18 protein-coding genes are annotated in these 26,838 nt (G+C 59.0%); 7 read left to right on the plus strand and 11 right to left on the minus strand.

Annotation, left to right across the window (positions count from 1 at the left end):
- Positions 1 to 107: 107 nt before the first annotated feature.
- The 9 genes from I9H09_RS13195 to I9H09_RS13235 all read right to left on the minus strand — a co-directional run bounded on the left by I9H09_RS13195 (position 108) and on the right by I9H09_RS13235 (position 16,988).
- The gene (locus I9H09_RS13195; RefSeq protein WP_236502344.1) at positions 108 to 1,571 is read right to left on the minus strand and encodes an efflux transporter outer membrane subunit; all 1,464 of its coding nucleotides are present in this window, start codon (positions 1,569 to 1,571) and stop codon (positions 108 to 110) included.
- Positions 1,568 to 4,675 (minus strand): efflux RND transporter permease subunit, encoded by a 3,108-nt coding sequence (locus I9H09_RS13200; RefSeq protein ID WP_122346607.1) that lies wholly within the window; start codon positions 4,673 to 4,675, stop codon positions 1,568 to 1,570. Before I9H09_RS13200 ends, I9H09_RS13195 begins: the two co-directional genes overlap by 4 nt.
- Positions 4,672 to 7,782, minus strand: a complete 3,111-nt coding sequence (locus tag I9H09_RS13205) for an MdtB/MuxB family multidrug efflux RND transporter permease subunit (RefSeq protein WP_236502343.1) — start codon at positions 7,780 to 7,782, stop codon at positions 4,672 to 4,674. The genes I9H09_RS13200 and I9H09_RS13205 overlap by 4 nt, the downstream gene beginning before the upstream one ends.
- Positions 7,779 to 9,080: an MdtA/MuxA family multidrug efflux RND transporter periplasmic adaptor subunit gene (locus I9H09_RS13210; RefSeq protein ID WP_024671496.1), complete on the minus strand. Its 1,302-nt coding sequence runs from the start codon at positions 9,078 to 9,080 to the stop codon at positions 7,779 to 7,781. Before I9H09_RS13210 ends, I9H09_RS13205 begins: the two co-directional genes overlap by 4 nt.
- 152 nt (positions 9,081 to 9,232) lie before the next feature.
- Positions 9,233 to 9,733: a thiol peroxidase gene (gene tpx, locus I9H09_RS13215; protein WP_005892911.1), complete on the minus strand. Its 501-nt coding sequence runs from the start codon at positions 9,731 to 9,733 to the stop codon at positions 9,233 to 9,235.
- A 90-nt stretch (positions 9,734 to 9,823) separates the two neighbouring features.
- Positions 9,824 to 10,741 (minus strand): LysR family transcriptional regulator, encoded by a 918-nt coding sequence (locus I9H09_RS13220; protein ID WP_024671495.1) that lies wholly within the window; start codon positions 10,739 to 10,741, stop codon positions 9,824 to 9,826.
- Between the two features lie 105 nt (positions 10,742 to 10,846).
- Entirely contained in the window at positions 10,847 to 14,536 is a 3,690-nt protein-coding gene (locus I9H09_RS13225; protein WP_122346609.1) for a translocation/assembly module TamB domain-containing protein, read from the minus strand.
- Complete coding sequence (locus I9H09_RS13230; protein WP_122346617.1) at positions 14,533 to 16,257, minus strand: autotransporter assembly complex protein TamA; 1,725 nt, start codon at positions 16,255 to 16,257, stop codon at positions 14,533 to 14,535. The genes I9H09_RS13225 and I9H09_RS13230 overlap by 4 nt, the downstream gene beginning before the upstream one ends.
- A gap of 59 nt (positions 16,258 to 16,316) precedes the next feature.
- Positions 16,317 to 16,988 (minus strand): GNAT family N-acetyltransferase, encoded by a 672-nt coding sequence (locus tag I9H09_RS13235; RefSeq protein WP_005892919.1) that lies wholly within the window; start codon positions 16,986 to 16,988, stop codon positions 16,317 to 16,319.
- A gap of 192 nt (positions 16,989 to 17,180) precedes the next feature.
- On the opposite strand from I9H09_RS13235, the gene xthA reads away from it, so the two are divergent.
- Positions 17,181 to 17,993, plus strand: coding sequence for an exodeoxyribonuclease III (gene xthA, locus I9H09_RS13240; RefSeq protein ID WP_122311799.1), 813 nt, complete (start codon positions 17,181 to 17,183; stop codon positions 17,991 to 17,993).
- A 131-nt stretch (positions 17,994 to 18,124) separates the two neighbouring features.
- Entirely contained in the window at positions 18,125 to 19,465 is a 1,341-nt protein-coding gene (locus I9H09_RS13245) for a substrate-binding domain-containing protein (protein WP_122311800.1), read from the plus strand.
- Positions 19,466 to 19,477: 12 nt separating this feature from the next.
- Here I9H09_RS13245 and I9H09_RS13250 read toward each other — a convergent pair whose 3' ends face one another.
- On the minus strand, positions 19,478 to 20,707 hold the full coding sequence (locus I9H09_RS13250) for an acyl-CoA dehydrogenase (RefSeq protein WP_024671490.1): 1,230 nt from the start codon (positions 20,705 to 20,707) through the stop codon (positions 19,478 to 19,480).
- 184 nt (positions 20,708 to 20,891) lie between these two features.
- On the opposite strand from I9H09_RS13250, the gene I9H09_RS13255 reads away from it, so the two are divergent.
- From I9H09_RS13255 to I9H09_RS13265, 3 genes are all read left to right on the plus strand, one after another.
- Positions 20,892 to 21,821 carry a LysR family transcriptional regulator gene (locus I9H09_RS13255; protein WP_005892924.1) on the plus strand — a complete coding sequence of 310 codons (930 nt, stop codon included), beginning with the start codon at positions 20,892 to 20,894 and terminating at the stop codon, positions 21,819 to 21,821.
- 162 nt (positions 21,822 to 21,983) lie between these two features.
- Positions 21,984 to 22,376 (plus strand): MerR family transcriptional regulator, encoded by a 393-nt coding sequence (locus tag I9H09_RS13260; RefSeq protein WP_054989570.1) that lies wholly within the window; start codon positions 21,984 to 21,986, stop codon positions 22,374 to 22,376.
- Positions 22,377 to 22,392: 16 nt separating this feature from the next.
- Complete coding sequence (locus I9H09_RS13265) at positions 22,393 to 23,292, plus strand: hydroxymethylglutaryl-CoA lyase (RefSeq protein ID WP_122346610.1); 900 nt, start codon at positions 22,393 to 22,395, stop codon at positions 23,290 to 23,292.
- Positions 23,293 to 23,574: 282 nt separating this feature from the next.
- Here I9H09_RS13265 and I9H09_RS13270 read toward each other — a convergent pair whose 3' ends face one another.
- The gene (locus tag I9H09_RS13270) at positions 23,575 to 23,814 is read right to left on the minus strand and encodes a hypothetical protein (RefSeq protein ID WP_024671487.1); all 240 of its coding nucleotides are present in this window, start codon (positions 23,812 to 23,814) and stop codon (positions 23,575 to 23,577) included.
- A gap of 231 nt (positions 23,815 to 24,045) precedes the next feature.
- Here I9H09_RS13270 and I9H09_RS13275 point away from each other — a divergent pair, with 231 nt between their 5' ends.
- On the plus strand, positions 24,046 to 25,209 hold the full coding sequence (locus I9H09_RS13275; RefSeq protein ID WP_024671486.1) for an isovaleryl-CoA dehydrogenase: 1,164 nt from the start codon (positions 24,046 to 24,048) through the stop codon (positions 25,207 to 25,209).
- A gap of 13 nt (positions 25,210 to 25,222) precedes the next feature.
- Positions 25,223 to 26,830 (plus strand): carboxyl transferase domain-containing protein, encoded by a 1,608-nt coding sequence (locus tag I9H09_RS13280; protein WP_005892933.1) that lies wholly within the window; start codon positions 25,223 to 25,225, stop codon positions 26,828 to 26,830.
- The last annotated feature ends 8 nt before the right edge of the window (positions 26,831 to 26,838 follow it).

Here is a 26,838-nt window from a genome sequence, read left to right on the forward strand (position 1 = left end):
ATAGCCACCAAATGTCGCGGCACCTGGTCTAAAAGGATGGCTAAACGCCATTAATTTTGTATTTATGAGCGCTACGTCGAAGAAAGTCGTCCGCGGCGCTTTAAAACTTACTCTCTAAGCGTCAGGCCACTGTCTGCATCCCAGCCACCGCCCAATGCGGCAATCAACTGAACACTTGCAATCAGCCTGCTTTGTAACACGCTCAGCACACTGCGCTCATTGCTAAGTGCAGTGGCCTGGACGTTGACGACATCCAGATAGCCGATCAGTCCGGCTTTGTACTGGTTACTGGTCAAGCGCAACGAGTCTCTGGCGGAAACCAGCGCCTCTTGGCGCACGGCAGCCTCCTGCTCGTATACCTTGAGCTGTATAAGGTAGTTTTCTACCTCCTGAAAACCGTTGAGAACCGTTTGCCGATACTGAGCAACGGTCTGGTCGTAGACGGCCTCGGAGCGGTCGACCTCCGCCGTCCGCCGTCCGCCATCGAACAGGGTCATTGCCAGCTGCGGTCCTACCGACCAGAAACGGTTGGGCAGGCTGATCCAGTTGGCGAAGGTACTGCTGTTGTAGCCACCGCTCATGCTCAAGGTGAAGTCCGGATAGTACGCAGCCTTGGCAACCCCGATGTTGGCGTTGGCGGCCATTACCGAGCGCTCGGCGGCAGCGATATCAGGTCGACGCTCCAGCAGCTGGGAAGGCAGGCCGGGTGGAATCTGCGGTAATTGCGGTATCGATGTCGTGGCGGCCAGACTGAACTCTGCTGGCGCCATCCCCATCAGCACGCCAATGGCGTTCTCGAACTGGGCACGTTGCCAGGCCAGATCGATCAGGTCGGCCTGGGTGCTTTTCAACTGAGTCTGCGCTTGCGCCACCGCATCACTGCCCGAGATACCTGCACGGTACTGGTTCCGGGTCAGGTTCAGTGAGCGCTGATAGGCGTCGACAGTGGATTCAAGCAGGCGCTTCTGCTCGTCGATGACCCGCAGCTGCAAATAGTTCTGTACCAGCTCCGATTGCAGACTAAGACGCATGGCAGCCAGGTCAGCAAGGCTCGCCTGTGCGCTAGCAGTGTCGGCTTCAAGCCCGCGACGCAACTTGCCCCAGATATCCGCCTCCCAACTGACGCCGAGCTGTGCGTTATAACTGTTGCGGATGCCCGACACACTGTTGCCACTATTCGATGTACCGGTGCCCTGCCCTGAACGGGTCTTGCCGGTGGTCAGGTCCAGAGTCGGAAAGAATGCGCCTCTGGAACTGCGCACCAGCGCTTGCGCCTGTCGATACTGCGCGTCGTATTGAGCGACGGTCTGGTTAGAGGTATTGAGCCGCTCGACCAGCGCGTTCAATTGAGGGTCTCCGTACACCTCCCACCAGGCGCCTTTGACCATTGCATCACTCGGCGTGGCCGCACGCCAGCCCGCGGCGGCCTTGAACTGCACGGGCGCTGCCGCTGACGGCTTCTGGTAGTCCGGCCCGACCGCGCAAGCACTCAGCAGCACGATGCAGAGCCCCAGCCCGATTGGACGAATCAGCCCCTTCGGGCGGGATATGAATGCCAGGCGTTCGGTCATAGCGGGGTTTCCAGAGCAGCATCGGTACGCACGCCGCGCCATTTGTTGTAACGATGGCGCAGACGGTCGAGATAAAGGTAAACCACCGGAGTGGTATAGAGGGTCAGAATCTGGCTGAAGATGAGCCCGCCAATGATCGTCAAACCCAGGGGTTTGCGCATCTCGGCACCTTCGGCGGTGCTCAGCAGCAGCGGCAAGGCGCCGAGAATCGCCGCCATCGTGGTCATCAGAATCGGGCGCAGGCGTTGCAGACAAGCGCTGCGGATCGAGTCCTGAGGTGTCATGCCCTGATCGCGTTCCAGGTGCAGCGCCAGGTCGATCATCATGATGGCGTTCTTCTTCACCACGCCGATCAGCAAAAACAGCCCCAGCAGGGAGATCAGGCTGAATTCGCTGCCCAGCACATAGATCGTCAGCAGTGCGCCAACTCCCGCCGATGGCAGGGTCGAGAGAATCGTCAACGGATGAATGTAGCTTTCATAAAGGATCCCCAGCACCAGATACACCGCCAGCAACGAGCCGAGGATCATCCACGGCTGGCTTTCCTGGGTCGAGGCGAATGCGTTGGCGGTGCCAGCCATCTTCGAAATGATGTCGGCCGGCAGACCGATAGCGGCAATGGCCCGCTCTATAGCTACTGTCGCCTTGTCGAGGCTGGCACCCTCGGCCAGATCGAAGGAAATGTTCTCGGCCGCGAACTGACCGTCATGAGATACCCGGTCATTCGCCAGACTACGCTCGTAATGGGCGATGCTCGACAGCGGCACGCGCTGCCCGTCGGCGGTGATCACCTGAACCTGCTCCAGGGTCACAGGGTCCCGAGCGTATTTGGGGCTGACCTCCATGACCACCTTGTACTGGTTGAGGCTGTCATAGATGGTCGACACCTGACGTTGACTGTAAGCATTGTTGAGCACCGCCGTGACCATGTTCATGTCGATACCCAGCCGTTTGGCTGTGTCGCGATTAACTACCAGAGTGACCTGTTGCGCGCCGCGACCTTCCCGTGCATCGATGGCCGTCAGTTCCGGGACCGACTTGAGCGCCGCCACGATTTTCGGGTACCACTGGCGCAGGCTGGCAAGGTCGGCACTCTGCACGATGTATTGATACTGCGAGCTGGTCTGCTCGCGTCCGCCGCCCAGTTGCAGATCCTGATCCGGGGCCAGGAACAGCCTGCCGCCCGGCACATGCGGCATGTTCTTGCGCAGGCGTTCCACCACCTTTTCAGCAGAAAGCTTACGCTCCCCGATCGGCTTGAGGCGCACGATCATGAACGCGTTGTTGGTGCCGCCACTGCCACCGATGAAACCGGCGACACTTTCCACCGCAGGATCGGCCAGCACCGAGCGGCGAAAGGTTTCCATTTTTGGCTGCATGACCGAAAAAGACAGGCCGTCATCGCCACGCACAAAGCCCATCAGTTGCCCGGTGTCCTGCTGTGGCAGAAAGGTTTTGGGCACTACCACATACAGCGCGACATTGACGATGACAGTGATAAGCAGACTGAGCAACGTCAGCCGCGGGTGACGCAGCACCCAGCCCAGCGAGCGATCGTAGCCTGCCACCATGCGGTCGTTGACGCGTTCGCTCCAGCGCTGAAAGGCGTTTTCTGCGGCCGCGTCGTGGGGCTTCAGCCAGCGCGCGCACAACATCGGGGTCAGGGTCAGGGACACAATCAGCGAGACAATGATCGCTACCGACAAGGTGATGGAAAACTCGCGAAACAGACTTTCGACCAGTCCGCCCATGAACAGTATGGAAATGAACACCGCGACCAGCGAAACGTTCATCGACAGCAAGGTGAAGCCCACCTCCCTGGCCCCCAGAAAAGCTGCTTTCATGGGGTCAAGACCGTTGTGTATGTGCCTGGAAATGTTTTCCAGCACCACAATGGCGTCGTCGACCACCAGCCCGGTGGCGAGGATCAAGGCCATCAACGACAGGTTGTTCAGGGAAAAGCCGAACAGGTGCATGATCGCAAAGGTGCCCACCAGCGATACGGGAACCGCCAGGGTGGGAATCAGCGAGGCCCGAAAACTGCCGAGGAACAGAAAGACCACCATGACCACCAGGACCACGGCGATCAGTAGTGTCATTTCGGCCTCGTGCAGCGTCGCCTTGATCACTGGCGAGCGGTCCATGGCGATATTGAGACTGACACTGGCAGGCAGCACGGCGCGCAAGGCCGGCAACTGTGCCTTGATCTGCGCCACGGTCTCGATGATGTTGGCACCCGCCTGACGGTTCACGACCAGCAACACCGCCTGATCATTGTTGTAGAAGCCGCTGTTGTAACGGTCCTCCACTGCGTCGCTGACTTTCGCGACATCCTTCAGGCGCAGCGTCGCGCCATCCTTGTAGCGGATGATCAGCGGAGCATAGTCCTTGGCGGTTTCAAGCTGGTCGTTGGCCTGAACCTGCCAGTTGTGCTGATGATCTTCAACAAAGCCTTTGGGCCGCCGCACGTTGGAACCGGTGATGGCGGTACGTACATCGTCAAGCGATATGCCGTACTGGGACAGCATCTGCGGCTCAAGTTCGATACGCACTGCAGGCAACGAACTGCCGCCGATCTGCACTTCCCCTACCCCGGGCACCTGCGACAGGCTCTGTGACAGGATGGTCGAGGCGATGTCGTACATCTGGCCCTTTTCAAGCACCGTCGACGTCATCGACAGGACCATGATCGGAGCTTGGGACGGGTTGACCTTCTTGTAGGTGGGCATGCTGCGCATACCACTAGGCAGCAGGTTGCGCGAAGCATTGATGGCCGCCTGGACTTCACGAGCCGCGCCGTTTATGTCGCGTTCCAGATCGAACTGCAGAATGATCCGAGTCGTTCCCTGGCTAGAATTGCTGGTCATGGTATTGACCCCGGCAATGCTGCCCAGCGAACGCTCGAGTGGGGTGGCCACGGTGGAGGCCATTACTTCGGGACTGGCACCCGCAAGGCTCGCCGATACCACGATGACCGGGAAGTCCATGTTCGGCAAAGGCGCCACCGGCAGCAGGCGGAAGCTGACGGCCCCCAGCAGCATAATCGCCAGGCTCAGCAGTACAGTCGCCACCGGGCGACGGATAAACGGCGCTGACAGGTTCATGTGTCAGCCCGCTCCATTCGGTCCTGACCGGCAGGCTTGCGACTCCAGCGGCGGCCCAGACGGTCGAAGTAAAGGTAGATGACAGGTGTGGTAAACAGCGTCAGAACCTGACTGAGCAACAACCCCCCGACCATCACCAAACCCAGCGGCTGACGCAGTTCGGCACCGGAGCCGCTAGCCAGCATCAGCGGAATGGCACCGAACAGCGCAGCCAGCGTGGTCATCAGAATGGGCCGAAAGCGCAGCAGTGCAGCTTCATAGATCGCTTTCTCGGGCGCCACGCCCCGGTTGCGTTCCGCATCCAGCGCGAAGTCGATCATCATGATGGCGTTTTTCTTGACGATGCCGATCAGCAGAATGATGCCGATGATAGCGATCATTCCCAGATCGTTGCCGCTGATCAACAGCGCCAGTAACGCACCGACCGCCGCCGAAGGCAGGGTCGAAAGTATTGTAATCGGGTGAATGTAGCTCTCGTAAAGCACGCCCAGCACGATGTACATGGTTACAACCGCTGCCAGAACCAGCAGCAGCGTGCTGGACAGCGATGCCTGAAAGGCTTCCGCGGCCCCCTGAAACTGCGTCTGAACGCCAATCGGCATGCCTATTTCGTGCTGAACCTGCTCGATGACTTCGACCGCCTTGCCCAGTGCGATACCGGGCGCAAGGTTGAACGACATCATGACCGCCGGAAACTGCCCGAGGTGGGCAATGGCCAGTTGTGCCTGACGCTGCTCCACCCGAGCCAGGCTCGACAGCTTTACCTGTGCGCCATCGGTGGTCTTGACGTGGATCTGCTCGAGCGCTTCAGGACCCAGCTCACTGGCCGATGCGGCCTGCAGCACCACCCGGTACTGACTGGCCTGGGTGTAGATGGTGGATATCTGTCGCTGGCCAAAAGCGTCGTACAGTGCGTCGGTAATAGAGGCGACAGTAACGCCTACCCGGCTGGCTGCGTCGCGATCAATGTTCAGATACACCTGCAAGCCCTTGTCCTGCAGGTCGCTGGCTACATCGGTCAACTCGGGTCGTTTGCCCAGCGCGTCCACCAGCTTCGCGCTCCACGTCGCCAGCAACTCGGCATCGGGAGAAGACATGCTGAACTGATACTGGGTACGGCTGACCCGGTCTTCGATGGTCAGGTCCTGCACCGGCTGCATGAACAGGCGAATATCCGAAAGTTTGTCGACTTCCGGTTGCAGGCGCTGAATCACCTCGCTCGCGGTAAGGTCGCGGGCGCTGTGGGGCTTGAGGTTGATCAGCAGGCGGCCGCTGTTGAGTGTTGCGTTGTCGCCATCGACGCCGATGTAGGACGACAGACTGACCACCGCGGGGTCTTTCAGGATGATGTCCGCCAGGGCCTGTTGACGCTGGCTCATGGCTGCAAACGAAACCGACTGCGGCGCTTCGGAAATGCCCTGAATCACGCCGGTGTCCTGCACCGGAAAGAACCCCTTGGGCACCGCGATATAGAGCAGCACGGTCAGCGCCAGAGTGCCTACGGCCACCAGCAGAGTCAGGGGCTGATGCTTGAGTACCCAACGCAGCCTGCCTGCATACACATCGATCAACCAGTCGATCCACGCGCCGCTGGCGCGGTAAAAACGGCTCTGGTCCTCCTCCTTGGGCTCGCGCTTGAGCAGGCGCGCGCACATCATCGGTGTCAGGGTCAGCGACACCACAAGCGATATCAGGATCGCGACCGCCAGGGTGATGGCGAACTCGCGAAACAGACGCCCTACCACATCGGCCATGAACAACAGCGGGATAAGCACCGCTATCAGCGACAGGGTCAGGGATATGAGGGTGAAACCGATCTGCTTGGCGCCCTTGAGCGCGGCCTGCATGGGCGTCTCGCCCTCTTCAATGTGCCGGGAGATGTTTTCCAGCATCACAATGGCGTCATCGACCACGAAGCCGGTCGCAATAGTCAATGCCATCAGCGTCAGGTTGTTGACCGAGAAACCGGCCAGATACATCACACCGAAGGTGCCGACCAGCGACAGCGGCACGGCAATGGAAGGAATGATCGTCGCGCTGAAACGCCGCAGGAACAGGAACGTGACCAGTACCACGAGCACGATGGCGATCAACAATTCGTGTTGAACATCGGTCACGGAAGCACGAATGGTCTGCGTGCGGTCGGTCAGCACGACGACATCCAGGCCGGCCGGCAGGTTTTCTGTGATTCCGGGCAGCAGTGTCTTGATCCGGTCGACCACATCAATCACGTTGGCGCCTGGCTGGCGCTGAATGTTCAACAGCACCGCCTGACTGCGGTTGGCCCAGGCAGCCAGCCGTTCATTCTCGGCACCATCAACGATTTCAGCCACATCCTTCAGTCGCAGCGGCGCGCCGTTCTTGTAGGCCAGGATCAGGTTGGCGTATTCCTCCGGGGATTTCAGTTGATCATTGGCGTCGAGCATGGAAACCCGGGTCGGACCGTCTAAGTTACCCTTGGGCTGATTCACGTTGGAGGCGCTGATCAGCGTGCGGACATCGGACAGGTTGAGACTGTTGGCTGCCAAGGCCTCGGGGTTGACCTTGATCCTTACCGCCTGACGCTGGCCGCCCGCGATGCTGACCATGCCCACACCACTGATCTGCGAGATCTTCTGCGCCATGCGCGTATCGACCAGGTCATTGAGTTTGGGCAACAGCATGGTTTTGGAGGTGATCGCGAGGGTCAGGACCGGCGTGTCTGCCGGGTTGACCTTGTTGTATACCGGAGGTGCCGGAAGGTCGGTCGGCAACAGATTGGTGGCTGCGTTGATCGCAGCCTGCACCTGCTGCTCGGCCACGTCCATGTTGATTTCAAGACTGAAGCGCAAGGTAATGACCGAGGCGCCTCCAGAGCTGGTGGACGCCATCTGGGTCAGGCCCGGCATTTGTCCGAACTGACGTTCCAGTGGCGCGGTCACGGAGCTTGTCATCACCTGCGGGCTAGCGCCGGGGTACAGGGTCATCACGCGAATGGTTGGATAATCAACCTGGGGCAACGCCGACACTGGCAGCAAGGTATAGGCGATCAAGCCAGCCAGTACGATGGCCAGCATGCTGAGAGTGGTAGCGACCGGGCGCAGGATGAACAGGCGCGACATGTTCATACGTTTGGTTTTTCCACCTTACCGAGCGCTGCCGACTTGTCGACGCCGCTGTCAGGCTTGCCTTGCAGCTTCTGCCCTGGGCCTGCCGGAACATCCTTGCTGTCGTTGACGACTTCGACTTCCGCGCCATCGCGCAGACGATCGGTACCCTCCAGCACGACTCGCTCGCCGACCGCCAGACCCTCGGTGATGACCGTAGAGGTTTCATCACTGGGGCCGGTCTTGAGCAATTTGAGTTTGACCTTCTTTTCACCGTCGAGCACATACACAAAAGTGCCGTCCGTGCCGAACTGCACGGCCGCCGTCGGCACTAGAACAGCCTGCTTCAGGGTGTCGGCCCGCAGCCGCACGTTGACGAACTGATTGGGGAAAAGGATTTCGTCACCGTTATCGAAACGCGCCTTGAACTTCAGGGTACCGGTCGCCACGTCGATCTGGTTGTCGAGGCTGGCAAGCACGCCGGTGGCTTGCAGTTTCGTATCGCCGCGGTCCCAGGCTTCGACAGGCAGTTTGTCACCCGTGCGATAGCGGGCAATGACCTTTGACAGATCCTTTTCCGGCAGCGTGAACGCTACCGATATCGGTTGAGTCTGGGTAATCACGACCAGCGCAGTGGTGTCATTGGCAGCTACCAGATTGCCGACATCGAGCTGTTTGAGGCCTACACGCCCTGCAATCGGCGCACGAATACGCGTGAAATCCAGGCTCAACTTTGCGTCAGCCACAGCAGCCTGATTGGTCTTGATGGTGCCCTGATACTGACTCACCAGCGACTCGGCCGTGTCCAGTGTCTGTTTGGCAATACTGTCTTCGGCGTACAGGTCACGGTAACGCTTCACATCAAGCTGAGCATTCTTGAGCAGCGCCTGATTGGTCGCCAGCGTACCTTCGGCCTGTAGCAACGCGACCTGATAGCTGCGCGGGTCGATTTCCGCCAGCAAGTCACCTGCCTTGACCATCTGCCCTTCCTGGAAGTAGAGCTTGACCAGTTCCCCCGCCACCCGGCTGCGCACATTGATGGTATTCATCGCCGTTACCGTACCGAGCGCCTTGTAGTAGATCGGAAAGTCGCCCTGCGTTACTGGCGCGACGCGTACCGGCACCGCAACCGCCGATGCACCGAAGCCGGGACGTGCCATGCCGCCCGCACCAGCCTTCTTGCTCTCGGCACCCTTGCCGGAAGTGGCTGCGGGCCAGAACCACCAGCACAGGGCGACAACGACCAGCAGGATCAATAGACTGATCAACCAGCGACGGGATTTACGGGAGCCAGACGATTGCATGAATAAATCAACCATTACAGGTGGGGGTTCTAACAGAAGGGTGAACAATAAGCACAGTTGCGTTACAAGCAAAGCGCCTTTACCAAGCGCTTACTTTTGATAAACGTATGAGGCACAAACAAAAAACGGCCCGAGCGTACTCAGGCCGTAGTACATGTTGCAGAACGTTACTTCAATACTGCCAGTGCGGCATCGTAGCCTGGTTCTTCGGCGATTTCCGACACCAGTTCGCTATGCAGTACGTTGTCGTTTTCGTCAAGAACGACGACTGCACGTGCAGTCAGGCCCTTCAACGGACCGTCAGCGATGGCAACGCCATAGTGCTGACTGAAATCGGCACTGCGGAATGAAGAAAGGTTATGAACGTTATCGAGCCCTTCAGACCCACAGAAGCGGGCTTGTGCGAATGGCAGATCAGCCGAGATGCACAGGACGACGGTGTTGTTCAGGTCGTTGGCACTGGCATTGAATTTACGTACCGACGTTGCGCAGGTCGGTGTATCGACGCTTGGGAAGATGTTCAATACCTTGCGTTTGCCAGCGAAGTCGGCAAGGGTCTTATCGGCAAGACCTGCGCCCACCAGCGTGAAGGCAGGCGCCTTGCTGCCGACTTCAGGCAGGTTACCGTTGACTTGAACAGCACCGCCTTTGAGGGTCACTTGAGCCATGAAACACATTCCTTTTCTGAGAGGATAAAAGAGCCGGAAGTTAAACACGAAAGTGTGCCCCCGGCCTATATCGGATAATTCCAATTTTTTTCAGGAAACCAGTCTGTCCCTGATATCCGGGTGGGCACACAATTCCACCAGCCAGTCGACGAATACCCTGACCCGCCGTGACAGTTGCCGATGAGGCGGGTAAAGCGCCGTCAACGGTAGCGGCGGCGGTCGGTATTCGCGTAACACTTCGATAAGCGCCCCTGTGCGCAACTGCGCAGCAACGTGATAGCGAGGGACCTGGATCAGACCAAAACCCGCCTCGCAGGCAGCCACATAGCCTTCGGCGCTGCTGACGGCAATAGAACGCTCCATGCCATAATCGTCCAGTTCTCCATCGGCCATGAATTCCAGGCCATAACGTTTGCTGGCACGAGTGGCGAAATATTCGATGACCTGATGTTGCCGGAGGTCGTGCAGATCGAGTGGTGTACCGTACCGTTTCAGGTACTCGCGACTCGCACAGGTAATCTGCGTCAGGCTGCCCAGCGGTCTGGCGACAAGCGCATCGTCCAGTGCAGCGCCAGCTCGCAATACACAGTCAACGCCCTCGCGAATCAGGTCGACAGGCCTGTCACTCATGCCTATCTCAAGCCTGATCTGCGGATAGCGCCGTGTGAATTCGGGCAACGCAGGGATAACGATCATGCGCCCCAGGCTGACCGGAACATCGATGCGCAGCAGCCCTTTCGGCTCGATACCCTTCGACGAAAAGGCTGCTTCGGCTTCTTCCAGATCAGCCAGCAGGCTGACACACCGCAGGTAATAAGCCTTGCCGTCGGGTGTGGTGCTTACCTGACGTGTGGTGCGCTGTAACAGCTGCACACCCAAGTGCGCTTCCAGCTGCTTGATCATGATGGTCACCGACGCACGAGGAACATGCAGACTCTCGGCGGCCTTGGCAAAGCCGCCCAGTTCGACGATACGGGTGAAGACGCGCATGGCGTTGAATCGATCCATGATTACCGGAAGCCCGAGTGCAGAGTGTGTGGTCAGGATCACACTGTTTTAACAGGGTAAACCGGTTGAACGAAAACGCTGGCCGCTCGCAGCGGCCAGCGCTATTCAGAAGTCTCTTTTATAGAAAATATCCAGTGAGCTGGCAACACCACTGGCGGCCTCAAGGTAAACCCGCTTGCTCAACAGATAGCGCAACGCAATGGTATTGGCCGGCTCGAAGACACCTACACCATAGCGCAGGCTGAGCTTCTCGGTGATCTTGCCGCTGGCCACCACATTGGTTTTGTCACCGGTCCCCGATGTATCCAGTTCGAAGTCCTTGATACCCAGGTTGTCCGCGAGCTTGCCGGTGGTCGAAGAGCTCCCGGCAACGCCCAGCGCCAAGGCAGCCTGAGCAACCATGTTGTTGTCTTCGCCAGAGGTGCTCAAGGGCCTGCCCATGACCAGGTAGGAAAGCGCCTGCTCCTGACTCATCGCAGGCTCGGAAAACACCTCGGTAGTGGGCTGCTCGGCACTGCCGGTCAGACGAATACCGGCAATCACATCGTCGGTCTGGCGAATGGCCTCGATATCCAGATAGGGCTGGTCCACCGGGCCTGCAAACAGCAGGCGAGCCTTGCGGATGGTCAGCCGTTGCCCATAAGCGCGATAGCGGCCGTCATTGAGATTAAGCTCTCCGCGAGTGTCCAGGTTGTCACCTATGTGTACCTGCCCGACCAGATTGGCGGTCAGCCCGAAGCCGCTGAAACTGAGTGTCTCCTGGCCGACTTGCACGTCGATGTCCATGGCCACTGCAAGTGGCGGCGCACCTTGTTCGGTTTGCTGCCCAACGATCACGGTGTCGCCCGAGAGCTTGACCGTGGACGGCGGCAGCTCCCGTACGGTAATCGTGCCTTTGGGCACCAGCACTTTGCCGGAAATGGCCAGCCGGTCGCCCTTCATGGATATTTTCAGGTCAGGCGCCGCCTCAACCGCAGCATAAGGCTCGACATTGATCGGCAGACGAGACCCCTTGAGGTTCACATCAACCATCAGGTTCTGCCCCCAGGCCACCTGACCGCCAATAGAACCCTGGCCAGTGCTGCCACTTTTCCAACCACCTTCGATTTGCACGGTCTCTCCGGCAATCAACGCTTGAACCTTCAGATCGTGCAGCTCCATCGGCAGCTCGGCACCGGCTACCTCACCGCCTTCAAGGGTTACGCTGCCGTTGACCAGCGGCGCGAGCAGACTTCCCGACAACCGGCCGGCACCGTTCAGCCGCCCGTTGAGTTTCTGCACTGTCGGCGCGAACGGCCTTGCCACCGAGATGTCCAGCCCGGACAGATTGAAGTCACCTGACAGAGTCTTGTCTTTTGCCAGCGGATCGATCTGCGCGTTCAACAGCAAACGGCCCAGTTTCCCGCCCTCAAAGTCCAGACGCGAGTCGATACGCCTGGGGGTCATGGTGCTGCTGAGCTTCAGGGTCTGATAGGAGAAGTCCAGCCACTGCCCTTTATTGCGGACCCGCAGCATGCCGCCTCCGGCATCAAGCGTGATCTGCCCGCTGGGGCCTGCCGCCGGAATGTCGAGCCTCACATCCGCATTCAACGCGCCCTTCCAGGCGAAGTCCTTGGGCATCCACTGCGCCAGACTGTCGAGCGGGAAGTTTTTCAACTGATAGCGCAGATGTGGCTCAGGCATCAAGCGCTGGTCGCCGCCGCACAGGCTTGCGGCTCCAGACAGCCAGCAGTGCGCGCCGAAGTTCAGCCTGCCATCGGCCAGGCGCTCGATTTTTGCCGGTTGCTGCAGGCGCCAGTTCTGGCCACCACTTTGCACCGAGCCGCTAGCCAGACGACCGCGCCAATCACCCTTTTCAAGCGTGCCGTCCAGTGCAACAGCAAGCTTGAGCAATGGTCCTTGCAGGTCAAGCTTCAACTGCTGGGCCTTTAACGTACCCTGCCCGTTCAGCAGCAAGGTGCCCAATGCGGTATCGCCCGCCTGGATGCCTGCACCCTTCAGGCTGATGGTGGCACGCTGCGCCGGATCCAGTCTGGCGTCGAGTGCCAGGCTTTGCAGACGGTTTTCCTGGAACGCGAGCTGATTGCCCTGCAAAGCGAGTTTTGCCTCCGGGGCCTGCAGTGTGCCGGCCAGGTCCATGCGACCCTTCGCCTGCCCCGTCAGCCGTGGCCACAACTGGCCCAGACGCGGCAGGTCAATATCAAGCTGCCCTTTCAGTCGCTGCTGCACACTGCCAGCGCCCTGAATGCGGTTGTCACCCAGGCGAATGTTCAGGCTGCCGACATTCCATTGTTGATCGCGACCGTCGGCCCTGACTTGCAATACGGCAGGTTGGCCGCGCAGGCGACCTTTCAAATCAAGGTCCGCAGTGAGTTGCAGCTGCTGGTTTCGGAGCTGACCGCTGCTGCGCAACGGACCTGCCAGTGTTCCGGGCAATTCGGCAACCCAGAACGAAGGATCCAGTGCGCTCAGGTCAAGCGCCGTATCCCAGCCGATACCATCGGCAAATTGCAGATTCAGATGGCCACTGGCCTTGCCTTGTCCTGCGACCAGCTCCAGCTGCGGGAGGTGAACCTCCTGCAGGTTGCCGCTGAACGGACTGACCAGCGTAAAAGCGCCTGCGGGGCCTTTGAGGCTGGCGTTGAAATTGCCCAGATACTGGCCGTCGGTATAGGAAATATCACCTTTGAAACTGTGCAGAGACACCGGCGGTTCGGATTCCAGCGGATACAGTCGCTGCCAAGGGAAGTCCAGCCAGTCGATTGTCGCATCGGCTGAAAGCCCGTTCTGCCAGTTCAGTTTGCCATTAATGGCAAGCCGCTCTTGATCATTGGCGGCCAGGTTCAGTGCCGCAAGCGTTGCACCGCTGGCATCGACTCGCCCTTTCAATACCAGAGCAACCGGGCCTTTGCGGGCTGGCAGACTGGCCGTACCGCCGATCAGATAACCCTCATCCAGATTGCCTTCGGCCGTCAGCAGCAACTGGTCGAGCTGCAGAGTGTCGGGCAGCGCCGAACTCGGCTTGAAGTGGTCGGCAACCAGCTTCAATTGCGCAGGCAGATGCGCTGTCATAGGCTGCAATTCGCCACTCAGCACGCCCGGCAGGTAACCACTGCTGTCAGCCTTGAGGTGCAGGGTCTTGAGCAGATTACCCTGAATATCCAGAGCCAGCGTCCACGCCTGCCCGTCCTGTGGAGGCAGTTGCAGTTGCCCTTGGGCACTGAGTGGCCAGTCACCCTCGGGTTTGAGCAGGCCGTTGAGGTCCAGAATCAGCGCATCGCGTTGCAGATGCGCGCTGTCTATCTGCAGCCCTGCGGAGGTCCAGTGCGCCGCCAGCTTCAAATCGCGTAATTGCTCGACGCCGTCCAGTTGCAGGCTACCCAGTTGTACGTCGCCCAGCTGCAAGGCCAGCGGCAGGGTGAGCGCTGGCAGGCTGACTGGCTCATCACTGTCTGGCTGGCTGCCAGGGGGAAAATGCAGGAGCACTTGCCCTGCATGCAGGCGGTCAATACACAGCGTCATTTTCAACAGGCAGGCAGGCGTCCATTCGAACTCGGGCGACTGTACCTCGACACGATCCTCGCCCTGCTGCCATATCAAACGGTCCGCATGCCATTGCCCGCCGAGCCGCCCCTGAAAATTCTCGACCTGCAGGCCGGGGACACGTGCCAAAGCCCAGCCACTGCCAGCCTGAGTGCCAAGCAGCAGCCAGACACCGATGACCAGCAGTGCCAGCAACACGATCAGGCCAAGACCGACCGCCTTTGCGCCGCGTTTGATATTGACCTCGTTCAAAGCTCCGGCCCCATCGAGAAGTGCAGGCGTATGCCGCCGTCATCGTCCAGAGCGTGCGCCAGATCGAGACGCAACGGCCCCACTGGCGAAACCCAGCGAACACCGAAGCCGACACCGGTTTTCAGGTCCGGCCTGTCAAGGTTGTTGAACGAATTACCCTGGTCGACAAACGTTGCCAGACGCCACTTTTCGGCAATCGAATACTGATACTCGACGCTGCCGGCGAACATGTACCTGCCCCCGATGCGATCGCCGTCGGAGTTGGTCGGGGACAGCTTTTGATAGTCGTAGCCGCGCACGCTTTGATCGCCACCGGCAAAAAAGCGCAGCGAAGGCGGTATGGAGGTGTAACCGTCGGTTAGATTGCCGCCCAGTTGCACGCGACCGAGGAAACGATGGTTCTGGGCGACTGTCGTCAAGCCCTTGAGCAACACGTTGGCATGCACCAGATTGGCATCCGACAACATGCCCTCTTTGGCCACTTGCGTCTCGAACTGCAGACGGTAGCCCTGATGTGGATCAATGCGATTATCGCTGCGCAGGTATGAGTAACTGATGCCTGGCATCAGCAGTGTGCTCAAACCCGCATCATCACCCAGCCGATACTCTTCACGCTGCCATTTGAGAGAAATGACCCGCTCCCAGCCGCTGGGCAGCTTGCTGTGCCATTCCGGCCCGGCAGTCAGCAGCTTGCTGAGGCTGTCAGTGCCCGCGATCTCTTCATACTGATAGCCGCCGGCATACCGCATCTTGTCGGTTAACGGTGGATCAAGTGGCACGTCGTACCACAGACCGACGTTCTGCCGGGGTGCGGATATCTCCGACTCAAAGCCGTAGCTGTGCCCTTGCGGGTTGGCCCAGTGCCGAGTCCAGTTGGCTTTGCCGCGTGGCCCGACGTCGGTGGAATAGCCCAGACCAAGACCCATCGTGCGCGGCTTGCGGGTTTCCAGCTGGACGATGACCGGGATTACATCGTTCACCGCCGCAGTCGGCGCTGCGTCGACACGCACGCCCTCGAAATAGCCACTGGCCTGCATGTCCTGGGTCAGTTCGGCAATCAGTTGCGAGTCGTATGGGGTGTTTTGCTTGAAAGGCACCATGCGCCTGAGCAGTTCTTCATCGAATGGCGTGTTACCACTGAACTTCACCTGGCCGAGCGTATAGCGCGGACCGCTGTCAAATATAAGCTCGATGTCGGCAACCCCGGCACGCGGGTCGATGGCCAGGCGCTGGCGGGTAAAGCGACCACTGAAAAAACCATAGCGGGATGCCTGGTTCTGGATCAGGCGCTTGGCATCTTCGTAATTGCCGTGGTTGAGTACTGCGCCGGTCGTGAGCGCGTCGCTCTTCGGCACCTTGAAAGCCTTGAGCGACGCTGCCGGCCCGTCGACCCGGATCACCACGTTGCGCAGGTGCACAGGTTCACCATGTTTGATATTGATGACCAGACGCGGCTCGGCACCGTCCTTTATCTCGCTGTCGATCTGCGCCTGATAATACCCCAGCGCCTGAGCCGCTTTTTCGGCCTGCTGCTCGGCGCCCAGGCTGAAGTTGCGCAGCGCCTCTGCATCACGTCCTCCGAGATCGCCGATGTACCCTTCGACGTTTGACTTCAGCTCGGGATTGGCAGGCTCGACCCTTACGTCCAGACGAGCCTCTGCCAGCGCCGCTGCACTTATGGTCATCAGGAAAAGGCTGCCGAATAATCTGAAAAGCTTCATGGGCGAAGATGCTATCACGATCGACAGGCTGTTCTGAAAGCCCACGAATGGGCCGCTATTCAAACCGTTACGTCAGCTACCGGCAGTAAAACCTGAGGGTTCGGATGAAAGAACACGTGTTCTCGGACCGGTCCCACAGCGATCTCGCCAATTTCCTCATAACCCTGTCGTTTATAGAACTCGAGATATCGGGGGTTGCCAGTATCTACGACGATGCCCTGAGAGTTTTCATCCACAGCGCACCAGTCATGCAACGCGCCTAACAACTGCTCGCTTAAATCCTGACCCAGCTTCTGCCCCTGAAACTCGGGGTCCAGACCAATCAGGGGCAGCACATGCACAGTTTCTGATGGCACGCACGCAAGTACGGCGTTGTAATAGGCCAGGTAACGCTGCGTGCAGCCCAGCCCGGTGTCCATCACCATACGCAGGCGCCACGCCCAGCTCTCGGTGACGCCAAGACGGCGCTGCGGAGGCGCTATCAGGGCTACGCCGACCAGACGATCTTCAAGAAACAGGCCCAGCGCTGGCTGGTTCTGCAGGAAATGCTGCTTGACCAGTTGGCGGATGGTCGCCAGTACGCGTTGCTCGTACCCCTCACGCTCAGCATTGAACAGGTACGCAAACGTCGGGTCGTGCCGGTAGGCCCTGAACAGCAAAGAGCGGGTTTCACGGGAATAGCCGCTGTCGAGTTGGCGGATTTCGCCCGTGATGGCAACAGGTAGGGACATAAAGGGCCTCGTGTTAACGGAACTGCGTCTTGCGCAGCGGTTCTGGCAAGCAGCCTTTCGAGTGATGGCCATTGATAACAGTTCCAATAAATTCTCGGACCACCCGCTGCTACGTTGTACCTACGCAACACTGGTCCTGAACCGGCAGGTCGGCTAGCATCGCCGTTTGCTTTTGCTCAGGACCGCCGCTTTATGAAAATCGTCTCGTTCAACATCAACGGGCTGCGTGCCCGCCCCCATCAGTTGGCGGCGCTGATCGAAAAACACCAGCCTGATGTCATCGGCCTTCAGGAAACCAAGGTTTCGGATGAGCAGTTTCCCCATTCCGACATCGAAGCGCTGGGCTACCACGTGCATTTCCACGGCCAGAAAGGCCATTACGGCGTGGCACTGCTGTCGCGCAATCCGCCGCTGGACCTGCACAAAGGCTTCGAAGGCGACGACGAAGAGTCGCAGAAGCGCTTTATCCGGGGCACCTACGCGGACAGCAATGGCCAGCCGGTCACGATCATGAATGGCTACTTTCCCCAGGGCGAGAGTCGCGACCACCCGACCAAGTTTCCAGCAAAGCAGCGTTTTTACGAAAACCTCCAGAGCCTGCTGGAAAGCCATTTCAGCAATGACCAGCCGCTGATCGTCATGGGCGACGTCAATATTTCCCCAGAGGACTGCGACATCGGTATTGGGGCTGACAATGCCAAGCGCTGGCTGAAAACCGGCAAATGCAGTTTTCTACCCGAAGAGCGCGAATGGATGGAACGCCTGAAGAACTGGGGGCTGGTGGACAGTTTTCGCTATCTGAACCCAGAGGTCAGCGATCGCTTCAGCTGGTTCGACTATCGCAGCCGCGGTTTTGAAGACGAGCCCAAGCGCGGCCTGCGCATCGACCTGATCATGACGTCGACCGGTCTGCAGCCGCGCATCAAGGCCGCTGGCGTGGACTATGATCTGCGGGGCATGGAAAAGCCTTCCGATCACGCCCCTATCTGGCTTGAACTGAGCTGATCAGGTTTGCGCCGCACGACCCGTGTTCATTCCAGGGCGGGTCGCCTGCGCAATGACCGAGCAATCGTCATATTCCAGCAATATCACTGTCTTATTCTCCCGTCACCCTCCCGTGATTCATGGTGACGCCGATGCTGCGCGCTCTGCTAACGGCGCTGATCCTGACGAGCGCCACCCTGCCCGCCTCCGCGATTGCGGCACTGCCAATGGCTTCGGGCGACGCGCCAGTGCTGCGCATCCAGGGCTCCAACACCATCAACGCCCAACTGACGCCTGCGCTGGTTGAAGAACTGATGCGTCAACAAGGCATGCAAGCAGTGCGGTCTCTCCCCAGCGCCGTCAACGAGCTGCGAGTCGTCGGTACGACGTCAACCGGGCAACTGGTCAGCATCGACATCGCCGCGCACGGCTCGGGCACCGGCTTTTCTGCCCTGAAGGCCGGTAACACGGACATTGCCGCCTCTTCGCGTCCGATCAAGGATCAGGAAGCGAAAGACCTGGCCGGACTTGGCGACCTTAAAAGTGCGGCGGGAGAGCAAATCATCGGCATTGATGGCGTCGCAGTCATTCTGAACCCGGGCAATCCGCTGAGACAGCTGGATACTGTGCAGCTGGCGCGGATTTTCAGTGGTGAGGTCAAGGACTGGAGCGAGGTGGGTGGCAATCCGGGAGCGATTCATCTGTATGTACGCGATGAGAAGTCCGGTACGTATGAAACCTTCAAGGAGCTGGTCCTCGCTAAATACGGCAAGCAGTTGGCCGCTAACGCCTTGCGCTTCGAGTCCAGCGAACAGCTGTCCGACGAGGTCAGCAAAGACGTCAACGGCATCGGTTTTACCGGGCTGCCCTCGGTCAGACATGCAAGAGCCGTCGCCATTGCAGATGGAGAGTCCAGGCCGATGCTGCCGACCGCCAGCCTGATTGCCACCGAGGATTATCCGCTTTCGCGCCGCCTCTACCTGTATGTGCCGCCCGCGACTCACCAGCGCTGGGCACAGGCGCTGGTGCATTTCGCACAAAGCGCCGATGGTCAGGCCATTGTGGCCAGAAGCGGTTTTGTCGCGCAGACGGTGCAGGCCCTGAAAGTGCAGCCCACTGCGCAGATGCCTGCCGATTATCAGGCGCTGACTCGCAAGGCTGACCGGCTTTCCGTCAACTTTCGTTTTGCGCAAGGCAGCGCCAGGCTGGACAACAAGGCTCAGCAGGACCTTAAGCGAGTGGCCGACTACCTGAAAGCGCAAGACAAGCTTGATCAGCATGTGACGCTGGTCGGTTTCGGCGATGCCAAGAGCGATCCGGCCCGCGCCACCCTGCTCTCGCGACTACGCGCCATGGCCGTGCGCCGCGAGCTGTTGAAGAGCGGCGTTACATTTCGCGAGATTCTAGGGCTGGGTGACGAAATGCCTGTGGCGAACAACGATATCGACGATGGCAGAATCAAGAACCGCCGCGTCGAGGTCTGGGTGCAATAACCGCCCTGCGACTCAGGGCCGGCTGCGAGAAAGGTCTGCAGGCAGGTACTTGCCCAGCTCGAATTTGCCGATGGCTGCGCGATGCACCTCATCAGGACCATCGGCCAGGCGCAGCGTGCGCTGCATGGCGTACATGTACGCCAAAGGGAAATCATCGGAAACACCGGCCCCGCCGTGCATCTGGATGGCCCGATCAATGACCTTCAGCGCAACATTGGGCGCGACGACCTTGATCTGTGCTATCTCGCTTTTGGCCCCTTTGTTACCGGCGGTGTCCATCATGTAGGCCGCCTTCAGCGTCAACAGACGGGCCATGTCGATTTCCATGCGCGAGTCGGCAATCTTGTCGATGTTGCCACCCAGCTTTGCCAATGGCTTGCCGAACGCAACGCGATCGAGAGAGCGTTTGCACATCAGTTCAAGCGCGCGCTCAGCCATGCCGACGGATCGCATGCAGTGATGAATACGGCCTGGCCCCAGGCGCCCCTGGGCAATTTCAAAACCTCTGCCCTCACCCAGCAATACGTTGTCGAACGGCACCCTGACGTCTTCAAACAACACTTCGGCATGGCCGTGCGGGGCGTCGTCGTAGCCAAATACAGGCAGCGGTCGGACAATCTTCACGCCCGGCGTGTCGACCGGCACGAGGATCATCGAGTGCTGCTGATGACGTGGCCCGTCGAGATTGGTGAGGCCCATGAAGATAAGTATCTTGCAACGCGGATCGCAGGCACCGGAGGTCCACCACTTGCGGCCATTGATCACCCACTCATCGCCTGCGCGCTCGGCACGGGCGGCCATGTTGGTAGCGTCCGACGACGCTACTTCAGGTTCGGTCATGGCGAATGCAGAACGAATCTCGCCACGCAGCAACGGTTCAAGCCAGCGGGCTTTCTGCTCGGCGCTGGCGTAGCGAACCAGCACTTCCATGTTGCCGGTGTCGGGCGCAGAGCAATTGAACGGTTCCGGCCCAAGTAACGAGCGGCCCATGATTTCAGCAAGGGGGGCATATTCCAGGTTGGTCAGTCCGGCACCCAGTTCTGATTCGGGCAAGAACAGATTCCACAATCCCTCTGACTTTGCACGAGCCTTGAGTGCCTCCATGATCGCCGTGGGCTGCCAGCGATCCCCTTCTGCGACCTGTTGTGCGAAGACCGGCTCGGCCGGATAAACGTAACTGTCCATGAATGCCGTGACTCGCTCACGCAGTGCCTGCACTTTGGGGGAATACGCAAAATCCATGGGTTCGCTACCTTTTCGATCAGGTTTTCGATTTCATGACCGGATGCTAGAGAAGCGACGAGCATTTATCTAATCTATTCTCGCCGTGTATAAACATTCATAACCGATATATGATTCTTCATCGCAACGGCACACTCTGCCTACCGGAAAGCTCATCACAATGACAGCACGAGGCGCCTCATCAATGAACCTGAACAAGGTCGATCTCAACCTTTTCATTGTCTTCGACGCCATCTACACCGAAGCCAATCTGACCCGTGCGGGGCAGATTGTCGGCATCACCCAGCCTGCGGTGTCCAATGCACTGGCACGCTTGCGCGAGACGTTTAATGACCCGCTGTTTGTAAGGACAGCGCAAGGCATGGTCCCTACGCCCATGGCGCAGAACATCATCGGCCCGGTGCGTAACGCCCTTTCATTGCTCAGGGTCTCGGTACAGGAAAGCCGTATTTTCAATCCGCTGCAGGCTGGCAAGAACTACCGCATCAGCATGACCGACCTGACCGAAGCAGTCATTCTGCCGGCGCTATTTCAGCGCCTGAGACGCCTTGCGCCTGCGGTCACCATTGAGAGCTTCCTGTCCAAACGCCGCGAAACCACCAAGGAACTGGCCGCAGGTCGCCTCGATTTTGCCGTGGACGCACCGCTCAATACCGACCCGCAGGTACGTCACGTCAAGCTTATGGAAGACCGCTACGTGTGTGGCATGCGCAAAGGCCATCCGCTGGCGAACAAGGCACAATTGACGCTGGATGATTATCTGGCACAGCCACACATTCATATCTCAAGCCGCCGCAGCGGGTTGGGCCATGTGGACCTTGCGCTCGGCAAGATAGGCATTCAGCGCAGGATCGCGCTGCGCTCTCAGCATTACCTGATGGCGACCCAGGTGCTGCAGCAGACAGACATGGTCATGACCGTGCCGGAACGCTTCGCCAGACGCAATGACTTGCATTACGTGTACCTGCCGGTCAACGACGTTCCATCTGTTGAAATGCACCTCTATTGGCACGAGAGCACCGATCAGGACCCCGCCAACCGCTGGATGCGCGAGCAGATCATAGAGCTTTCCCAGCGCGTTGTCGCTCAGGAAAGCCATCTTGAAAACGCATGAACTTATAATCTTAAGACTTTGTTTTTAAAAAATTTTAATAAAATAGTTAAAGCTGTTTCTAGATTTCAAGCCAGGTGACTGACGCATTTAATCAGCCCCCTTGCTTGACGCTTACGTCAAGCTGCCTTTAGGTTAGCGTTGTTCCTTTCGCCGAGCCCAGCCATGAGCAGTCAGACGTACAGTATTTCCGAGCTTGCCCGCGAGCTGGACATCACCACCCGCGCCATCCGCTTTTACGAAGAGCAAGGCATGCTGAGCCCCGAGCGCAAAGGCCTCGAACGTATTTATTCGGCCCGTGACAAAGTCACGCTGAAGCTGATCCTGCGTGGCAAGCGTATTGGTTTTTCGCTGGCCGAGTGCAAGGAACTGATCTCGCTGTACGACCCTCGCGGCGGCAATCGAAAGCAGTTGCAGACCATGCTGGGCAAGATTACCGAGCGCCGGGAACAGCTGGAGCAGCAATTGCTGGATATCCAGCAGATGCAGCTGGAACTGGACACCGCTGAAGAACGCTGCCGTGCCGAACTCGATAAAACCGCTGCCCTCTCACACTGACTCAGAAGGCGCTGCCATGTCACTCCCGCAACAGGTAAACATTGTCGAAGTCGGCCCACGTGATGGCCTGCAGAATGAAGCCCGGTCAATCAGTGTCGAAGACAAGGTAAGGCTGGTGGATGATCTGACCAATGCCGGGCTCACTCATATAGAAGTCGGCAGTTTCGTGTCTGCCAAGTGGGTTCCGCAAATGGCAGGGTCGGCTCAGGTCTTTGAACGCATAAAGCGCAGTGATGGTGTCATCTATTCGGCCCTGGCCCCCAATCTTCGGGGGTTCGAGGACGCACTGGCAGCAGGAGTTCGGGAAGTCGCGGTGTTCGCTGCCGCCACCGAGGGGTTCTCCCGGCGCAACCTCAACTGCTCCATCAGCGAGAGTCTGGAACGCTTCGCGCCTGTCATGGCTGCTGCGCGCCTGCATGGCATGCGGGTCAGAGGTTATGTGTCCTGCGTGCTGGGTTGCCCCTATGAAGGCAGCGTACCTCCGGCGCAGGTGGCTGCCGTGGCCAATGAACTGCACGCGATGGGCTGCTACGAGATTTCGCTGGGTGACACCATTGGTACAGGCACACCGGGCGCCACACGGGCGCTGATCAATGTTGTCGCCGGCCAGATCCCACGCGGCAAGCTGGCCGGGCATTTTCACGATACCTATGGCCAGGCACTGGTAAACATCTACGCCAGCCTGGAGGAAGGCATCCAGGTGTTCGACAGCTCTACCGCAGGCCTTGGTGGCTGTCCCTACGCGAAAGGCGCCAGCGGCAATGTGGCCACCGAAGATGTGCTGTACATGCTGCAGGGCTTGAGTATCGAAACAGGCGTCGATCTAAACAAGGTAATCGACGCCGGACAGCGCATTTGCGACGTTTTGCAACGCAGCAACGGCTCCCGGGTTGCCAAGGCCAGGCTGGCCCAGTGACAAACGTCACCGGTCGGTAACGAGGTGCGACATCTTGTCACAGAGTGTTACTCTCCCCCGCGTTCAGTCGAGACAAACGGGTAACACGGAAACAATCGACCGCAGAATCAAATGGCTTGATGCCTTGAAATAACCCTGAAGCTCACTGTTTCATGGGTTTCGGAAAACTGGCACGGGTCCTGCTATATCTCTTGTACAACAAAAATAAAAACACGCAGCAACCCAATAAAAACAACACGTACCGGCTCTGACATAACAAGAACAACACGGACAGAGGCGTAGCTAACAGATTTTTTTGAAGTGGACAGCTTTTCTGAACAGCTTGCCTGGCAAGTCGTTCGCAGTCAGACAGAGAACAATAAAACTGCCCCAAGGCAGCTCCCGTACTGACTGGATCAACACGATGAAAGTGGCCTCAGCGCTCAAAAAAATACGTTTGCTCTTGATCCAGCTTGTGGGTCGCTCAAAAAAGATGTGAAGGGTCAGGTCACCAAAAACAACAACAGACCTCCCGACAAACAAAAAAGAGCATAGAGATACACCTTGAAGGGGAGCCCAGGCTCCCCTTCGTGCTTTCTGGCGTTTGCCTGGCGCCGATGTCGCCGTCGTTCCGCCCTCCCTTGGACACGCACTTCCCCAGCGTCTTTTCGCCCATAGGCCGCATTGACAGCACCCGGCTACAAGTTTACGTTAACGTAAAGGTAATAGCTGATTCGAACCTATCAAACAAAGAATAAAACAGGAACGCTGCCCATGAGTTACCCCAGCCTGAACTTCGCCTTGGGCGACACCATCGACATGCTGCGTGATCAGTTGCAGTCTTTCGTCGCTGCAGAGCTCTCCCCCCGCGCTGCCCAGATCGACAAGGACAACCTGTTCCCCGTCGACATGTGGCGCAAATTCGGTGAGATGGGCGTGCTGGGCATCACAGTCAGCGAAGAATATGGCGGCGCAGGACTCGGGTATCTGGCGCATGTGGTCGCGATGGAGGAAATCAGCCGCGGCTCGGCCTCCGTGGCGCTGTCCTACGGCGCGCATTCAAACCTGTGCGTTAATCAGATCAACCGCAATGGCACACTTGCGCAGAAAGCCCGCTACCTGCCCAAGCTGATCAGCGGCGAGCACGTTGGCGCACTGGCCATGAGCGAGCCGAACGCCGGCTCGGATGTGGTTTCCATGAAGCTGCGCGCTGACAAGCGTGGCGATCATTACGTCCTCAATGGCAGCAAGACCTGGATCACCAATGGGCCGGATGCCGATACCTATGTCATCTACGCCAAGACCGACCTGGAAAAGGCTGCGCACGGCATCAGCGCGTTTATCGTCGAGCGAGACTGGAAAGGTTTCTCGCGTGGTAGCAAATTCGACAAGCTCGGTATGCGCGGCTCCAACACCTGCGAGCTGTTTTTCGATGATGTCGAGGTGCCGGAAGAGAACCTGCTGGGGGCGCTCGACGGTGGTGTCAGGGTGCTGATGAGCGGCCTGGACTACGAACGCGTGGTGCTCTCCGGCGGGCCCACCGGGATCATGCAAGCCTGTATGGACGTGGTAGTGCCCTATATTCATGACCGCAAGCAGTTTGGCCAGAGCATCGGCGAGTTCCAGTTGATTCAAGGCAAGGTTGCCGACATGTACACCCAGCTCAATGCCAGCCGTGCCTACCTGTATGCCGTGGCCCAGGCCTGTGACCGCGGTGAGACCACGCGCAAGGACGCCGCAGGCGTCATCCTCTACAGCGCCGAGCGTGCGACGCAGATGGCGCTGGACGCCATTCAGATTCTCGGCGGCAATGGCTATATCAACGAATTTCCAGCCGGGCGGCTATTACGTGACGCCAAGCTTTACGAAATCGGCGCAGGCACCAGCGAAATCCGGCGCATGCTGATAGGTCGCGAACTGTTCAACGAAACCCGTTGATTGCGGAGCTCACATGGCCATTCTCCACACCCGAATCAACACCCGTTCCGCAGAGTTTGCGCTTAATCACTCGGCGTTGCTCAAGCAGGTCCACGCGCTGCGCAGCCTGCTCAATCAGGTCCAGCAAGGCGGCGGTCTCAAGGCTCAGGAGCGCCACACATCGCGCGGCAAGTTGCTGCCCCGCGACCGCATCAATCGCCTGCTGGATACCGGCTCGCCGTTTCTGGAAATCGGCCAACTGGCCGCGCATGAGGTCTATGGTGAAGATGTTCCGGCTGCCGGAGTGATTGCCGGCATTGGTCGTGTCGAAGGCGTCGAGTGCATGATCATCGCCAACGACGCGACGGTGAAAGGCGGATCCTACTACCCGCTCACCGTGAAAAAGCACCTGCGCGCACAGACCATTGCCCAGCAAAACCGTCTGCCGTGCATCTACCTGGTGGACTCGGGCGGCGCCAACCTGCCGCGCCAGGACGAAGTGTTTCCCGATCGTGAACACTTCGGGCGGATTTTCTTCAATCAAGCCAACATGAGCGCCCAAGGCATTGCGCAGATCGCTGTGGTAATGGGTTCTTGCACGGCAGGTGGGGCCTATGTGCCCGCCATGGCCGACGAAGCGATCATGGTGCGCCAGCAAGCCACCATCTTTTTGGCTGGCCCGCCGCTGGTCAAGGCTGCCACCGGTGAAGTGGTCAGCGCAGAAGAACTGGGCGGTGCCGATGTGCATTGCCGCACCTCCGGGGTCGCCGATCATTACGCCGAGAGCGATGAGCATGCCCTGGCGCTGGCACGGCGCAGTATCGCTAACCTGAACTGGCGCAAGGCGGGCCAGTTGAACATCGAGCCGCCGGTTGCGCCGCTGTATGCCAGCGATGAGCTATACGGTATTGTCCCCGCCGACACCAAGCAGCCGTTCGATGTGCGCGAAGTCATCGCCAGGCTGGTAGACGGTTCCGTGCTGGATGAATTCAAGGCGCTGTTCGGTACGACGCTGGTCTGCGGCTTCGCCAGGCTGCACGGTTATCCGGTCGCGATTCTGGCTAATAACGGCATTCTGTTTGCCGAAGCGGCGCAGAAAGGCGCGCATTTCATCGAGCTGGCCTGCCAGCGGGGCATCCCGCTTATATTTCTGCAAAACATCACTGGTTTCATGGTCGGCCAGAAGTATGAAGCAGGAGGCATCGCCAAGCACGGAGCCAAGCTGGTGACCGCCGTCGCCTGTGCCAGGGTGCCCAAGTTCACGGTGATCATCGGCGGCAGTTTCGGCGCCGGCAACTACGGCATGTGCGGTCGCGCCTACGACCCACGCTTTTTATGGATGTGGCCAAACGCACGCATCGGCGTAATGGGCGGCGAGCAGGCCGCAGGCGTGCTGGTGCAGGTCAAATGCGAACAGGCCGAACGTGCCGGCCAGGCATTCAGCGCGCAACAACAGGCCGAGCTGAAACAGCCGATTCTTGATCAGTATGAACATCAGGGCCACCCTTATTATTCCAGCGCGCGCCTGTGGGACGATGGGGTGATAGACCCGGCGCAAACCCGTGACATTCTCGCTCTGGCCCTCTCCGCCTCGCTCAATGCGCCCATCGAACCTACCACCTTCGGGCTGTTCCGAATGTGAGCCGGGAA

It is taken from the genome of Pseudomonas tremae (assembly GCF_023278125.1).
GTDB lineage: Bacteria > Pseudomonadota > Gammaproteobacteria > Pseudomonadales > Pseudomonadaceae > Aquipseudomonas > Aquipseudomonas tremae.